The 14,350-nt window shown below is 41.3% G+C and carries 15 protein-coding genes; 13 read left to right on the plus strand and 2 right to left on the minus strand.

The features are described from left to right. Positions 1-56: 56 nt before the first annotated feature. The 4 genes from L3V38_RS03935 (at position 57) to L3V38_RS03950 (ending at position 2,837) form a co-directional block, all read left to right on the plus strand. Complete coding sequence (locus L3V38_RS03935) at positions 57-398, plus strand: hypothetical protein (RefSeq protein ID WP_237118443.1); 342 nt, start codon at positions 57-59, stop codon at positions 396-398. 187 nt (positions 399-585) lie between these two features. Next, a complete protein-coding gene (locus L3V38_RS03940) occupies positions 586-1,410 on the plus strand; it encodes an alpha/beta hydrolase (protein ID WP_237118444.1) in 825 nt (274 codons plus the stop codon). A gap of 9 nt (positions 1,411-1,419) precedes the next feature. Then, entirely contained in the window at positions 1,420-2,292 is an 873-nt protein-coding gene (locus L3V38_RS03945; RefSeq protein WP_237118446.1) for a PhzF family phenazine biosynthesis protein, read from the plus strand. Between the two features lie 233 nt (positions 2,293-2,525). Beyond that, the gene (locus L3V38_RS03950; RefSeq protein ID WP_130150027.1) at positions 2,526-2,837 is read left to right on the plus strand and encodes an EthD family reductase; all 312 of its coding nucleotides are present in this window, start codon (positions 2,526-2,528) and stop codon (positions 2,835-2,837) included. A 109-nt stretch (positions 2,838-2,946) separates the two neighbouring features. Here the strand turns inward: L3V38_RS03950 and rne are convergent, their stop codons facing one another. Continuing rightward, positions 2,947-6,057 carry a ribonuclease E gene (gene rne / locus L3V38_RS03955; RefSeq protein ID WP_237118448.1) on the minus strand — a complete coding sequence of 1,037 codons (3,111 nt, stop codon included), beginning with the start codon at positions 6,055-6,057 and terminating at the stop codon, positions 2,947-2,949. Between the two features lie 617 nt (positions 6,058-6,674). Between rne and rluC the strand changes: the two genes are divergently transcribed. Together rluC and L3V38_RS03965 are read left to right on the plus strand one after the other, a co-directional pair. Next, positions 6,675-7,643, plus strand: coding sequence for a 23S rRNA pseudouridine(955/2504/2580) synthase RluC (gene rluC, locus L3V38_RS03960; RefSeq protein ID WP_130150025.1), 969 nt, complete (start codon positions 6,675-6,677; stop codon positions 7,641-7,643). Then, positions 7,630-8,322: an HAD-IA family hydrolase gene (locus L3V38_RS03965; RefSeq protein WP_237118450.1), complete on the plus strand. Its 693-nt coding sequence runs from the start codon at positions 7,630-7,632 to the stop codon at positions 8,320-8,322. Before rluC ends, L3V38_RS03965 begins: the two co-directional genes overlap by 14 nt. On the opposite strand, the gene L3V38_RS03970 is transcribed toward L3V38_RS03965, so the two are convergent. Next, positions 8,270-8,866 (minus strand): nucleoside triphosphate pyrophosphatase, encoded by a 597-nt coding sequence (locus L3V38_RS03970; protein ID WP_237118451.1) that lies wholly within the window; start codon positions 8,864-8,866, stop codon positions 8,270-8,272. The genes L3V38_RS03965 and L3V38_RS03970 overlap by 53 nt on opposite strands. Before the next feature lie 141 nt (positions 8,867-9,007). Here L3V38_RS03970 and yceD point away from each other — a divergent pair, with 141 nt between their 5' ends. From yceD to fabF, 7 genes are all read left to right on the plus strand, one after another. Continuing rightward, the gene (yceD, locus tag L3V38_RS03975) at positions 9,008-9,532 is read left to right on the plus strand and encodes a 23S rRNA accumulation protein YceD (protein ID WP_130150022.1); all 525 of its coding nucleotides are present in this window, start codon (positions 9,008-9,010) and stop codon (positions 9,530-9,532) included. A 10-nt stretch (positions 9,533-9,542) separates the two neighbouring features. Further along, entirely contained in the window at positions 9,543-9,713 is a 171-nt protein-coding gene (gene rpmF, locus L3V38_RS03980; protein ID WP_062569235.1) for a 50S ribosomal protein L32, read from the plus strand. 11 nt (positions 9,714-9,724) lie between these two features. Beyond that, positions 9,725-10,753, plus strand: a complete 1,029-nt coding sequence (gene plsX, locus L3V38_RS03985; RefSeq protein ID WP_130150021.1) for a phosphate acyltransferase PlsX — start codon at positions 9,725-9,727, stop codon at positions 10,751-10,753. Between the two features lie 70 nt (positions 10,754-10,823). Beyond that, a complete protein-coding gene (gene fabD, locus L3V38_RS03990; protein WP_237118454.1) occupies positions 10,824-11,750 on the plus strand; it encodes an ACP S-malonyltransferase in 927 nt (308 codons plus the stop codon). A gap of 11 nt (positions 11,751-11,761) precedes the next feature. Next, positions 11,762-12,508: a 3-oxoacyl-ACP reductase FabG gene (fabG, locus tag L3V38_RS03995; protein WP_130150019.1), complete on the plus strand. Its 747-nt coding sequence runs from the start codon at positions 11,762-11,764 to the stop codon at positions 12,506-12,508. 238 nt (positions 12,509-12,746) lie between these two features. Further along, positions 12,747-12,983: an acyl carrier protein gene (gene acpP, locus L3V38_RS04000; protein WP_016707440.1), complete on the plus strand. Its 237-nt coding sequence runs from the start codon at positions 12,747-12,749 to the stop codon at positions 12,981-12,983. A gap of 117 nt (positions 12,984-13,100) precedes the next feature. Next, on the plus strand, positions 13,101-14,339 hold the full coding sequence (gene fabF / locus L3V38_RS04005; protein ID WP_130150018.1) for a beta-ketoacyl-ACP synthase II: 1,239 nt from the start codon (positions 13,101-13,103) through the stop codon (positions 14,337-14,339). The last annotated feature ends 11 nt before the right edge of the window (positions 14,340-14,350 follow it).

Raw genomic sequence — 14,350 nt, forward strand, 5'->3', positions numbered from 1 at the left:
CTAAGGCAGAATTGTAGTAATATTCTACGTAACTCACTAATTTTATGGAGAAATATATGCAATGGATTGCAGTTTTAGCAGCTATAGGCTGGAGCTTTTTGCAAGTATTTATGCTTTTTATAGCCACGCAATGTGTTTTTGCTCTGGTGGAGATTAGATCTAAAACAGAAAATATTTATCAAAAACTATTGTCCCGTTCAATTATTTTGCTTTTTTATTCTCTATTCATATTGCCATTAATTTCATTAGGTGTGTTTTATTATCAAGTAATCAATATAACCAGTTGGTCTGAGTTATTGCCTGCGGTATGGGTCTTTGCTATGTGGTGTGGATCATTTGTACTTTTTCTAATCTTATTGGACGTTAAAAGCTATATTGAGGACAAGAAAAGAAAATAGTATATGAACTCATGATTTTAGTAATGAATATAGTGATAACTTTTGGTTACTGGTAATCATGTTCAAGCTGTATAAGGTGCGTCGCTTTATTTGCAATAACAGAGCGGCAAAGCATTGTCTTTACGTATAAAAGTAATATTACAGTGGAAGATCTAATAAATCACTGACGAATATATAAGGATAACAAGTGAAATCAATATGCATTTTATTGCTGGCAATTGTTACGTTTAGTTCTGTAGCTAAAACGGGTTTTGTAAAAGTGAACGGCTATAAGGTTGAATACGAAATAAAAGGCCATGGCCAACACACTCTTTTTCTTGAGGCGGGTGGTTCGGCAGGTTTATCTGATTGGGATGCGATATTTGAACAATTATCAAGTAAAGCTAAGGTGATTAGATATTCGCGTATTGGCAATGGCGGCTCCGAAAAAGTAACTAAAAACTACAGTTCTGAAGAATATGCAGATGAAGCACATACCTTACTGACAGCGCTGAATATAAATGAACCTGTTATTTATATTGCTCACTCATATGGTGCTTATATAGCAAGGGTTTTTGCCTCACGTTATCCAGGTAAGCTCTCTGCACTGATGTTAATTGAGCCTGCGTCTGAACATGATGTTGATATTATGCGCCAGATAGATTTGCAACAAGCAGAAAAAGAGATAGCACAGGTAAAGTTAGACGATCTTGCGAATGGAATGTCAAATCAGTATTTGGATTTTTGGTCTAAGCGTCCATTACCTGATTATCCTGACATTCCTGATATACCCGTTACAGTCATTGCTTCTGTTAAAAAGTTTGCTAACCCTCCACTTTTATTTTTTACCGATAAAGGAAGGGAGCTTTGGGGGAAACTTCATTCAGAGTGGGCTGCGCAATTTCCGCAAGGAGAAAGTGTTCTAACCAGTAATAGTTATCACTTTGTACAAAATGATGAGCCTGATATGGTGATTGCTGAAATTGAAAAGCTGATGTCACGCACTCAGTCACAGTCGTTATATCCACAATGAGAAATCGATTTGAAAAATATTAATGTCTTTTTAGTTAACTCCTTTACTGCACAGGGGAGCGGTGGGAATCCTGCAGGTGTTGTTTTAAATGCCGATGAGCTTTCTGACAGTCAGAAATTAGCAATAGCTCAAGAAGTTGGCTTTTCAGAAACGGCGTTTGTTTCACGCGATCCTGAAGCTGATTTTGCGGTATCATTTTTTACGACCACGACTGAAGTCGATTTTTGTGGTCATGCGACACTCGCTGTGTTTTCAACTTTGTTTCGACATGGCCTTGTTAAAGCAGGTAGCTATACACAGAGAACCAAAGCAGGTTTACTTGGTGTCAGCATTGATGAAAGTGGCCTAGTTACCATGGAGCAAGCATTACCGCAGTTTTTAGGCACGTTCAGATACGATGAGATAGCAAAATTAATCGGGATTGATGTGAGTGTATTATCATCAACCAAGATGCCTATTGAGGTTATATCAACAGGCTTGGCAGATATAATTGTGCCTGTCCCTTTTGGTACACTCGATAAAATTAGTTGCGATGACTCTTTGATTGCTGATTTTAGTAAAATACATAATGTTGTAGGCATTCACGCCTTTGAGCTTGAAAACACGCAAACCCCTATAACTGCAAGCTGCCGCAATTTTGCGCCTTTATTTGGTATTTCGGAGGAATCCGCAACAGGTAGTGCGAGTGGGGCGCTAGCCTGTTATTTAACAAAGCATGTTTTTATAAATTCGAATAATCACTTTGTATTTGAGCAAGGTCGAGCAATGGGCTGTTCTTCATTAATTACCGCGTCAGTTGAATCTAATAATAAGCAAATTAAGAAAGTGATTGTCGGTGGTACAGCCAATGAAATAGGCACTAGGCGTATATCTTTAAGCTAATTCTTACATTAGGCCGCAAGGCCTTTAATTTTACACAGTATTTGCATTGCCTTTGTGTATTTTCGTTAACTTACTATTGCTCTGTAGTCAGCGTTATCAACTAACTTAGTTTATAAATCCCATCTTAAAAGGCCATTGTAACTTTACCCAACATACAGTAGGTTTGATGTACCTTATTTAGGTTTTATGTGTGTTTGGCTCTAGGGTTAACTTTATAACTAAAGGTGAAAACAATGATAAAAGTAAGTGTTATGTATCCTAATAGTGACAAGGCATTCTTTGACATAAATTATTATGTAAATACTCATTTCCCACTAGTCTCAGGGTTATTGGGAGACGCGCTGATTGGAGTGAGTGTTGACTCTGGTTTATCGGGCGGGACTATTAATGAAAAACCTGCCTTTATCGCGATTGGACATTTGATGTTTGATTCTTTAAAAGCATTTGAGGATTCATTTAGCCCCCATGCAGAGGAGATCCTTGCAGATTTACCGAACTTTACAAACTTACAACCACAAGTTCAGATCAATAAGGTTGAAATTTAAGTTAGGCCGTTAATACACTTATTAAGTGCGTTGGTATTTATGTAACTCAGTAAAAATAAAAAAGCCGCGTTATGTTGATAACGCGGCTTCATTTATTTGCTGAAGCTTATTAGTCTACTAGCATTGTTTTTGCCATTTCAGCACTTGCTTTTCCTGCAGGCTTTATTGAACCTGCACGTAAGCCGCTGTCTGGAATAGCAACACGCTTATCATGCGACATGGCTGCCGGAGTAGGCTGTGGCTCACTATCTGCAACTGGTGCAGGTTTAGCCATTGCAGCGCTTGCTGAACCTTTCACTAAAATTGTTTTCTCATTTTTAGCAGGTTCTTCAGTTTGTACTGGTTCTTCAGCTTGTACTGGTTCTTCAGCTTGTACTGGTTCTTCAGCTTGTACTGGCTCTTCAGCTTGTACTGGTTCTTCAGTTTTTACTGGTTCTTCAGCTTCTACTGGCTCTTCAGCTTGTACTGGCTCTTCAGCTTGTACTGGTTCTTCAGCTTGTACTGGTTCTTCAGCTTGTACTGGTTCTTCAGCTTTTACTGGCTCTTCAGCTTTTACTGGTTCTGCAGCTTGTACTGGTTCTTCAGTTTGTACTGGTTCTTCAGTTTGTACTGGCTCTTCAGTTTGTACTGGTTCTTCAGTTTGTACTGGTTCTTCAGCTTTCACTGGCTCTTCAGTTTTTACTGGTTCTTCAGCTTTTACTGGTTCTTCAGTTTGAGCTTGCTTTGCCTTTAGTTCAGCTTCATATTCAGCAGCAGCTTGATCTGCAACTGGGATGAATGCTGGTGCATCAGTTTTCTCATCACTCGATTTTTCATCGTGCTCTGGGCGACGACGACGTTGACCAGCGGCACGTAAGTGACGCGGCGAACGACGAGAGCGAGTACGTGGTTGGGCTTGCTCTTCTTCAGTTGATGTTTCAACCACTGATTCAGCTTGCTCTGCTTGTTTAGGCTCAGTGTCAGCTTTTACAGGTTCTGTAGGTACTTGCTTTTCAGCAACAGGTTGTTCTGCCTGTTCAGTCTCAACAGCTACAGCTTCTTTTGCAGGTTTAGCTGGTTTCTCAGCTTTAGCTGCTTGCTCAACTGTTTCAGTCGTAGTGTTTACTGTATTTGATTCATCTGCGTTTTCGTTTGTTACGCGAACTTTTTTGCGCAAGTTACGACGTTGACGACGAACCTTAGGCTTTGTCTCTTTAGGTTGCTCAGATTGTTTTTCTTGAGCAGTGTCTTTTGTCGTTTGTTCTACATCGTCATTACGTTTTTCATTACGTTTTCTGTTGTTAGAATTACGACGACGTTTGTTGCGGTTCTCGTTCCCTTCTTTTTGCTCAGGCTTATTCGAAGTGTTTGTGTTTTCTTCTTTAGCTTGTGCATCATCAGGACGCTTATTACGAGAATTGCGACGACGTTGATTGTTGCTACGGCGACGGTTGTCGTTGTTGCGACGATTGTTACTACGTCTTTGCGCTGCTTTTTTCTCTTCTTGCTCTTTTTCTGCTTCAGCTTCTGCATTGCTGAATAACGATTTGAAGAACTTACCAATTGCAGCAAATAAACCACCTTCAGACTTTTTAGCCGCAGGAGCCGGTTGTTCAGCTTTTGGTGCAGCTTGAGGAGCAGGCGTTGTAGGCATAACAACACCTTTTAACACAGGTTCTTCACGAACAGGTGCAGAAGGTGATTTAGCCATTTCGAATGATTCTGGTTCAGGCGCAACGACTTGCTCGTAGCTTACGGTTTCAATTGTTTCATCTTTGCGTAAGCGAACCACTTCATAATGAGGAGTTTCTAAATGCTGATTTGGAATAATTACGACATCAACATTATGGCGCTTTTCAATACGGTGCACGCTACGGCGCTTTTCATTTAACAAATAAGCGGCAACAGCGACAGGCACTTGCGCATTAACTTGCGATGTGTTGTCTTTAATCGCTTCTTCTTCAAGTAAACGAAGAATTGAAAGGGCAATTGACTCATTTGAACGAATAGTACCTTGGCCGCTACAACGAGGACATGGGCCTTGGCTTGCTTCACCTAATGATGGACGTAAGCGCTGACGTGACATTTCAAGTAGACCAAAGCGTGAGATCTTACCAATTTGTACACGAGCACGGTCTGGACGCGCTGCATCTTTTAAACGGTTTTCAACTTCACGTTGGTGACGAGGTGGAGTCATATCGATGAAATCAATAACAATAAGACCACCTAAATCACGTAAACGTAATTGACGGGCAATCTCGTCAGCCGCTTCTAAGTTTGTATTAAGCGCCGTTTCTTCGATATCACCGCCTTTTGTGGCTTTTGATGAGTTAATATCGATAGACGTTAATGCTTCTGTTGGGTCAATAACAATTGAGCCACCTGACGGTAAGCGAACTTCGCGTTGGAATGCTGATTCGATTTGGCTTTCGATTTGGTAATGTGTGAATAAAGGCACATCACCTTGGTACAGTTTCACACGGCTCATGAAGTCAGGGCGGAAGCGCTCAATATGCGCTTTTGCTTCTTCAAATACGCGTGCTTTATCAATTAAAATCTCACCAATATCACGACGTAGATAGTCACGAATAGCGCGGAAAATAACGTTGCTTTCTTGATGGATTAAAAATGGAGCAGGGCCGCTGTCAGCAGCTTGTTGAATCGCTTCCCAATGAACTAACAGTGCTTTTAAATCGTACTCAAGTTCTTCAAATGATTTACCAACACCGGCTGTACGAACAATTAAGCCCATACCTTTAGGTAATTCTAAACGGCTTAGTGCTTCTTTTAATTCAGTACGCTCATCACCTTCGATGCGGCGAGAAATTCCCCCAGCACGTGGGTTGTTTGGCATCAGTACTAAGTAGCTGCCAGCAACGCTGATAAAGGTTGTTAGCGCAGCACCTTTTTGGCCGCGCTCTTCTTTATCAACTTGTACGATGACTTCTTGACCTTCTTTAATTACGTCACGAATATTCGGACGACCTTGGAAAGTATAGCCTTGTGGGAAGTAAGTACGTGCGATCTCTTTTAATGGCAGAAAACCATGTCTTTCAGCACCGTAATCAACAAAGGCTGCTTCAAGAGATGGTTCGATACGGGTAATTTTACCCTTGTAAATGTTGGCTTTTTTTTGTTCGTGACCTGGGCTTTCGATATCTAAATCATACAGGCGCTGGCCATCAACCAGTGCAACGCGCATTTCTTCTTGCTGCGTCGCATTGATTAGCATACGTTTCATATTGTTACTCTACTAATTCTGTCGCTGACATGACGATTCATCTCGTCTGTTCAGTAGCTTTTGACGGTTGTTTTTGTGCAATCTCACGACTGGTTAAGGTCAAAAACCTTTATTGTATGCATACATTGAGCGTGTCTATGGTGTGGCTGACAATAACATGCTGTCACGTTATTAAATTCTTTTTGGTGCCAAAACTGCCGTTCTTATCTACGGCTCTTTATTACGAGTTCTGTCCAGAAGTCGACCATGTTCAAATTGTGATTCAATGTCTTGCTACAATTGTAAATTCTGAACGACGTTTTTACGTCGTCACTATCAGACAATTTATCTGTTCAATTGCTTTTTTAATCATTTATCAACATTCGTGCTCAAATTATGCAGGCAATATATTACGCGCATCGCCGATAATTGAACGCTCGTGTTGGCTGGGCAGTTATAAAAGCTTTGGAAAACTTAGCGCGGATCTGTATGATCGGCAACCCAGAATATGCATCACGAATGTATTAATGTGATAAAAAGCACCGTTGTTAATTGCAAACTTACGTTGCGTTAGTGATTATCCCACTATTACAACCGCGTTAGCAACTAAATTATTTACTTAAATCAGTGATTAGGCAATGTCAGAAAAAACCGGCTTACAAGTATCATTCGTTACCATCAGTGAAGACCATTTGGGTCAACGCATTGATAACTTTCTTATTACTCACCTAAAAGGTGTGCCTAAAAGTGCAGTGTATAAAATTCTTCGTAAAGGCGAAGTACGAGTAAATAAAAAGCGTATAAAACCAGTTTATAAATTACAACTTGATGATGTTGTAAGAATCCCGCCAATCAAAGTGGCTGAAAAAGAAGAGTTCGTACCTAAAAAGCTCGACAAAGTTAAACAGCTTGAAGACGCTATTTTATTTGAAGATAAGTACTTGATGGTGATTAATAAGCCTTCTGGTATGGCCGTGCATGGCGGTAGTGGCCTAAGTTATGGCTTAATTGAGGCACTGCGTGTACTTCGTCCAGAAGAGCGTAACTTAGAACTTGTTCATCGCTTGGACCGTGACACTTCAGGGTGTTTGCTGATTTCTAAAAGACGTTCAGTACTGACCGATTTACACAAGCAGTTACGTGAAAAAACCATGGAAAAGAACTATTGGGCATTAGTGGATGGCCAGTGGGATGCAAAAACTAAAAATGTCACCGAGGGTCTTCGTAAAAACACCTTGAAGTCTGGTGAGCGTGTTGTCCGTGTTGATAACACTGAAGGTAAACCATCGCATACTCGTTTTCGTGTGCTTGAGCGTTATGCAGAGTGTTCATTAGTGCAAGCGTCTCCGGTAACTGGCCGTACTCACCAAATTCGTGTGCATACACAATGTAAGGGGCATCCTATTGCCTGTGATGATAAATACGGTGTCGCAGAGTTTGACCAGTACGTGAATAAGCTGACTGGTTTAAATCGTTTGTTTTTACATGCCCATGATTTACGCTTTATGCACCCTAAAAACGAAACAACGATGCATGTTGAAGCGCCATTAGATAAAGCGTTAAGTAACTGTATTAAAAAATTACGTGCTGATAATGAACAAATTTAAGCTGGTTATTTTTGATTGGGATGGCACGGTGATGGATTCTGTGCCGAAAATTGTTACGTGTTTGCAAAATACTGCCAAACAGCTTGGTATCGATATACCAACAGAGCAGCAAGCAAAAGATGTGATTGGCTTATCGCTAGCCAAAGCGACTGAAGCACTTTTTCCGGCGCATTTACATTTAAATGATGAGCTAGTCGCAGGCTATAAAGCCCAATACCGTGAGTTAGATGTCACACCTACACCGTTATTCGCTGATGTAGAAACGGTATTAAATCAGCTAAGCGACGCAGGTATGCAATTGGCAGTGGCTACCGGTAAAGGGCGTGAAGGTATAGACAGGTTACTTAAAGAATCAGGCCTTGGTAAGTACTTTGTTAATGTAAAGTGCTCTGACGATGCTAAGTCGAAGCCATCACCAGATATGCTTGAGCAAATTTTACGCGAGCAAGACATAGCTAAGCGCGACGCTGTGATGATTGGTGACAGTCAACTGGATATGGCAATGGCCAATGCTGCGGGTATTGCCTGTATTGGTGTCAGTTTTGGTGCCCATAGTAAGGCGCAGTTAGAACAACATACGCCGTTATGTGTTGTTGATTCATACCAACAATTACTGCAAGTTTTAACTACGCCTCTTGAAGCATCAGCACATCAACATCAAATTCAGCCAGCAGTTTAGTTAAAGTGATCAGTGGCAGACCTATCAGTGTATTTGGGTCATCGCCACTGAGCTTTTCAAATAAGCAAATACCTAACCCTTCACTTTTAAAGCTGCCGGCGCAATTATAAGGCTGCTCAGCATCGCAATAAGCATTTATTTGCGCAAGTGTTAGTGTTTTGAATGTCACTTCGAAAGGCACCACAGTAGTGATAGCTTTATTGCTTTTGACATCAAAAACACTCAAACCTGTTAAGAATGTCACCGTATGACCACTGAATGAGGATAACTGTGCAACTGCATTATCTTTAGTGTGGGGCTTTCCTAAAATCGCATTGTTAAATACTGCAACCTGATCAGAGCCTATTACTAAACCTTCATCAAAATGCTGTGTTGCTACACGCGCTTTTTGTTCACTTAAACGCTTTACTAGTTGCTCAGGTGTTTCACCCGCGATAGGGGATTCATCAATTTCTGGAGAGAAACTTTGAAAAGGTAAGTTGAACTTAGTTAATAATTGCTGTCTAAATGGTGAGCTTGAGGCTAATATAAGTGTTGGTTTCATAAAAAATTCTGGATGAAAATTGTATTTCGCCAAGGATAAGCCACAATGAACCCGAAAACAAAGCGGAAGATCGTTAAAAACCGACTAAAAATGGTTTTTTACTTTGACTAACTTACTAACTATCTATATGATGCAGCCCCTATGCAAAAGGTGAAAATTCCCATCACTCTTCATCCCAGCAAAGCAGCACAACATCGTTTATCTTATGACGGTATTGTTCCGCTTGAAAAACTTTCTCGTTTAGAGCAAGTTGTGCAGGAGGAAGCAGGTGAAATAGCGGTAAAGATTCATTGCAAAATTGATGAGCAAGGTTTGGTAGTGATAAGTGGTAACTTATCAACACATGTAACTGTTACTTGTCAACGCTGTAATGGTGATTTAGGGTTGGATTTGGATCAAGACTTTGTGTATTCGCCAGTCGGTTTGGATGCAGAGTCAGATCATCTTCCTGCAGGTTACGATGAAGTAGAACTGGACGAAAACGGTGAAATCAACGTGTTTGAGTTAATCGAAGACGAATTGATTTTAGCTATTCCAATAGTGCCTACACACAACGAAGCCTCGTGCAGTTATTCATCAGAGCCTTCAAGCTTTGGTAAATTAGCAGCAGAAGATGACAAACCAAATCCATTTGATATTTTGAAACAACTTAAGAAAGATTCTTAGGAGAAGACTAATGGCTGTACAAAAAAGCAAAAAGTCTCGTGCAAGACGCGGCATGCGCCGTTCACACGATGCGATCAATGGTCCAACTTTAACTGTAGATCAAGTTTCTGGTGAGACTCATCGTCGTCACCACGTAACTGCTGACGGTTACTACAAAGGCGTTAAAGTAATTTCTAACTAAGAGATTGCTATATGCTGACCAATCTAACCATAGCGTTAGATATGATGGGGGGCGATTATGGCCCCCGTTCATCTATCCCCGCTGCCGTTAACGCGGTAAATGCTAATACCAACTTAAGACTCATCTTATGTGGTAATCAGCAAGTTATTTTAAAAGAACTCGAAGCACTCGATTCGTTATCTCATCCTCGTTTAATTATTCGCCATTGTAGCGAAGTTGTCACAAATGCGTGTGAGCCTGCTTCAGCGGTTCGTTCTAAAAAAGATTCATCAATGCGAGTTGCCCTCGATTTAGTTAAATCGGGTGAAGCGCAAGCCTGTGTAAGCTCCGGTAATACGGGCGCGTTGTTTTTTATGGCGCATTACGTATTAAAAATGCTGCCAGGTGTAAAACGTCCTGCCCTTATTTCTGCTGTTCCAACTGAACGGAAAACACCTGTTTACTTACTTGATTTAGGGGCGAATGTGCATTGTGATGCGCAAACACTTTATCAATTTGGCATTATGGGTTCTGTGGTGGCAGGGCAGGCCCTTGATTGCGAAAACCCAAGGGTCAGTTTATTAAATATTGGCTCTGAAGACATCAAAGGGCATGAAGGAATAAAACAAGCTGCACAATTAATGCAGCAGTGTAAATATCTCAACTATACAGGGTATAGCGAAGGCAGTGATATTTTCAGTGGCAAAGCCGATGTAATTGTGTGCGAAGGATTTGTAGGTAATGTGGCACTTAAAACCTGTGAAGGTATTGCCAAGCTTATTATGCATAAACTCACCAAAGCCTTACACAAACATTTCTTATACAAAAGTTTGGCTTTTTTACTGCGCCCAGTAATAAAAAAGCTCTACAAACGGGTGAACCCCGACCAGTATAACGGCGCAAGTCTGGTAGGATTGCGCGGTATTGTTGTTAAAAGCCATGGTAATGCCTCTGCGAAGGCATTTCATGCTGCTATTGATGAAGCCGCGCGGGAAGTCGAACGCCAACTCCCTGAAAAAATCGCTGCGATTTTTGAGCAAACACATCCAACAACAAAGTAGTGCAGCATAGTTAAAACTTGTTATGCTGCCTGCTACAGAATATTTTTTTGTTTAATTATAAGAGCAAAGTATGGCACATAAAATTGCACTCGTATTCCCAGGTCAAGGCTCACAAACTGTGGGTATGTTATCTGAACTATTAGCTGATTCACAAATTGCTAAAGCAACATTTGCTGAAGCATCTGAGGCTCTTGGCTATGATCTCGCTGCGCTTGTACTAAATGGTCCAGAAGAAGAATTAAATCAAACCCATCGTACACAACCAGCACTTTTAACTGCTAGTGTTGCTATTTACCGTCAATGGTTAGATGCAAACCCTGATGCTGAGGTTGTTATGGCTGGTCACAGCTTAGGCGAGTATTCAGCATTAGTTTGTGCTGGCGTTGTAAGCTTAAGCGAAGCCGTTAAACTCGTTGAAAATCGTGGTTTATACATGCAAGAAGCAGTACCTGCGGGTGTTGGTTCTATGGCTGCAATCATCGGCTTAGGTGACGACGAAATTAAAGCAGCGTGTGAAGCATCAGCAAATGGTGAAGTTGTTTCACCAGTTAACTACAACTCACCTGGTCAGGTTGTTATTGCAGGGCATAAAGCCGCGGTTGAACGTGCATCAGAAGCATGTAAAGAAGCAGGTGCTAAACGCGCTTTACCACTGGCAGTAAGTGTACCTTCTCACTGTGAACTAATGAAACCAGCCGCTGAGAAATTAGCTGCTGATTTAGCTGCATTAACATTTAATACACCTAATTGTGATGTCATCAACAACGTTGATGTAAAAGCTGAGCAGTCAAGCGAGGCAATTAAAGATGCATTAGTACGTCAACTTTACAGCCCAGTACGCTGGACTGAGACAGTACAGGCATTAGTTGCACAAGGTATTACACAAAGTTACGAGTTTGGCCCAGGTAAAGTACTTACGGGTCTTGCGAAACGAATTGATAAAGCAATGGTATGCGCTGCGGTTAATACGCAAGCTGCTATTGATGAAGCGAAATAAGTAGGAATAGAATGACAAATTTATTTTCTCTTGAGGGCAAAGTTGTCCTAATCACTGGGGCAAGCCGCGGTATTGGTAAAGCGATTGCAGAGACGTTAGTTGCACAAGGTGCAAAAGTAGCCGGTACTGCAACAAGCGAATCAGGTGCTGCTAAAATCAGTGAATACCTAGGTGACAACGGTAAAGGTTATGCCCTTAACGTTACAGAACCTGAGTCGATTGAGGCAACACTTGCTGCTATAAAGGCTGATTTAGGTGATATCGACGTATTAGTTAACAATGCTGGTATCACTCGCGATAACTTGTTAATGCGTATGAAAGACGGTGAGTGGGATGACATCATCGATACTAACCTAAGCTCAATTTTCCGTTTATCTAAGGCTGTTTTACGCCCTATGATGAAAAAGAAAAACGGCCGTATCATTAATATCGGTTCTGTCGTGGGCACGATGGGTAATGCGGGTCAAGCTAATTATGCTGCAGCGAAAGCGGGTGTAATTGGTTTTACTAAGTCATTAGCGCGAGAAGTTGCATCACGTGGTATTACAGTAAACGTTGTTGCACCAGGTTTTATTCAAACCGATATGACTGACGAGCTGACTGAAGAGCAAAAAGCAGCTACGCTTGCAAATGTACCTGCAGGTCGCCTTGGTCAACCTGACGAAATCGCAGCAGCAGTGTGTTATTTAGCGTCAGATGCAGCGGCGTATGTATCAGGTGAAACATTGCATGTAAATGGTGCGATGTATATGGTTTAATGAAAGTTAGCTTGAAAAAGCTAACGAAAGTTTATCGAAAAATATTGAATTTTTTGTGATCTTGCTTTAAACATACTTGAATTCGCTGTGAAAATAAGCGATAAATGAACAAATACCAATCAAGAGGTTTGACCAGATAAGTTATTATCAGCAAATCCTTGAATCACAGAATTATGCGGCGTAAACTACGCCGCAATCTGAAAATAACGCATTGGCGTTTTTAATAAAGGAAAGAAGAATGAGCGACATCCAAGAACGCGTAAAGAAAATTATCATTGAGCAACTAGGTGTTAAAGAAGAAGAAGTAAAACATGAAGCTTCTTTCGTAGATGACTTAGGTGCTGATTCACTTGATACTGTAGAACTAGTAATGGCTCTTGAAGAAGAGTTCGACACTGAGATCCCAGACGAAGAAGCTGAAAAGATCACTACAGTTCAAGCTGCAATCGATTACGTTACAGCTCACGCTGAGTAATTTTACGCATTTTGATTTTAAGGGCAGCATTACGCTGCCCTTAGTCTATCTGAAGAATGATACTAATAAATTTGGTATACACCCCACCTAAAATAATTTCCTTATTGGAGGCAACCCGTGGCTAAACGTCGAGTCGTCGTAACTGGCTTAGGAATGTTGACACCGCTAGGTAATGATGTTGAATCTACTTGGCAAGGTTTGTTAAACGGTAAAAGTGGTATTCAAACTATCACGCATTTCGATACCTCAAGTTTCGGCACCAAATTCGCAGGTTTGCTGAATGACTTTGATGCATCAGCTTACATGTCACCGAAAGATGCAAAGAAAATGGATTTGTTTATCCAATATGGCATTGCAGCGGGTGTACAAGCACTACAAGATTCTGGTCTAGAGATCACTGAAGAAAACGCCACTCGTGTTGGAGTAGCAGTGGGTTCTGGTATCGGTGGTTTAACTTTAATTGAAGAAAATCACATTAAACTATTAAACAGCGGTCCGCGTAAGCTTTCTCCGTTTTATGTGCCTTCGACCATTATCAATATGATCTCTGGTCATTTATCGATTATGCACGGTTTACGTGGTCCAAATATTTCAATCGTTACAGCCTGTACCACAGGCCTGCATAACATTGGTCATGCTGCGCGTATGATTGCATACGGCGATGCAGATGCAATGGTAGCCGGTGGTGCTGAAAAAGCATCGACACCAATTGGTATGGGTGGCTTTAACGCAGCACGTGCATTATCAACTCGTAACGACGATCCACAAGCAGCATCACGCCCTTGGGATAAAGACCGTGATGGTTTTGTGCTAGCTGATGGTGCAGGTGTTATCGTACTGGAAGAATATGAGCATGCTAAAGCTCGTGGCGCGAAAATCTATGCTGAACTGGTCGGTTTTGGTATGAGTGGTGATGCATATCACATGACGTCTCCACCTGAAGACGGTGCAGGCGCAGCACTTGCGATGGAAAATGCACTAAACGATGCAAAAGTTAATGCAGACCAAGTTGGCTACATTAATGCTCACGGTACATCGACTAATGCAGGTGATAAAGCCGAAACATCTGCCGTTAAAACTATTTTTGGTGATGCAGCGAAAGATGTGATGGTAAGTTCATCTAAATCAATGATGGGTCACTTGTTAGGTGCGGCAGGCTCGGTAGAGTCGATCATTACTATCTTGTCACTGGTTGATCAGAAAGTAAGCCCGACTATCAATCTTGATAACCCTGATGAGGGCTGCGATTTAGATTATGTACCGCACACTGCACGTGACGCTAAATTGGATTACGCACTATGTAATTCATTTGGTTTTGGCGGTACTAATGGCTCGTTGCTGTTTAAAAAGGTATAATTCTTTTTAAC

Origin of the sequence: Pseudoalteromonas sp. L1, from assembly GCF_021728095.1 — a bacterium.
GTDB lineage: Bacteria > Pseudomonadota > Gammaproteobacteria > Enterobacterales > Alteromonadaceae > Pseudoalteromonas.

Excerpts from the sequence above, each read along its gene's own strand:
- rluC (WP_130150025.1), top strand. The coding sequence starts at position 6,675 with ATGTCAGAAAAAACCGGCTTACAAGTATCATTCGTTACCATCAGTGAA.
- L3V38_RS03970 (WP_237118451.1), bottom strand. The coding sequence starts at position 8,866 with ATGAAACCAACACTTATATTAGCCTCAAGCTCACCATTTAGACAGCAA.
- fabD (WP_237118454.1), top strand. The coding sequence starts at position 10,824 with ATGGCACATAAAATTGCACTCGTATTCCCAGGTCAAGGCTCACAAACT.
- rpmF (WP_062569235.1), top strand. The coding sequence starts at position 9,543 with ATGGCTGTACAAAAAAGCAAAAAGTCTCGTGCAAGACGCGGCATGCGC.
- fabG (WP_130150019.1), top strand. The coding sequence starts at position 11,762 with ATGACAAATTTATTTTCTCTTGAGGGCAAAGTTGTCCTAATCACTGGG.
- rne (WP_237118448.1), bottom strand. The coding sequence starts at position 6,057 with ATGAAACGTATGCTAATCAATGCGACGCAGCAAGAAGAAATGCGCGTT.
- L3V38_RS03950 (WP_130150027.1), top strand. The coding sequence starts at position 2,526 with ATGATAAAAGTAAGTGTTATGTATCCTAATAGTGACAAGGCATTCTTT.
- L3V38_RS03965 (WP_237118450.1), top strand. The coding sequence starts at position 7,630 with ATGAACAAATTTAAGCTGGTTATTTTTGATTGGGATGGCACGGTGATG.
- acpP (WP_016707440.1), top strand. The coding sequence starts at position 12,747 with ATGAGCGACATCCAAGAACGCGTAAAGAAAATTATCATTGAGCAACTA.
- yceD (WP_130150022.1), top strand. The coding sequence starts at position 9,008 with ATGCAAAAGGTGAAAATTCCCATCACTCTTCATCCCAGCAAAGCAGCA.
- plsX (WP_130150021.1), top strand. The coding sequence starts at position 9,725 with ATGCTGACCAATCTAACCATAGCGTTAGATATGATGGGGGGCGATTAT.
- L3V38_RS03935 (WP_237118443.1), top strand. The coding sequence starts at position 57 with ATGCAATGGATTGCAGTTTTAGCAGCTATAGGCTGGAGCTTTTTGCAA.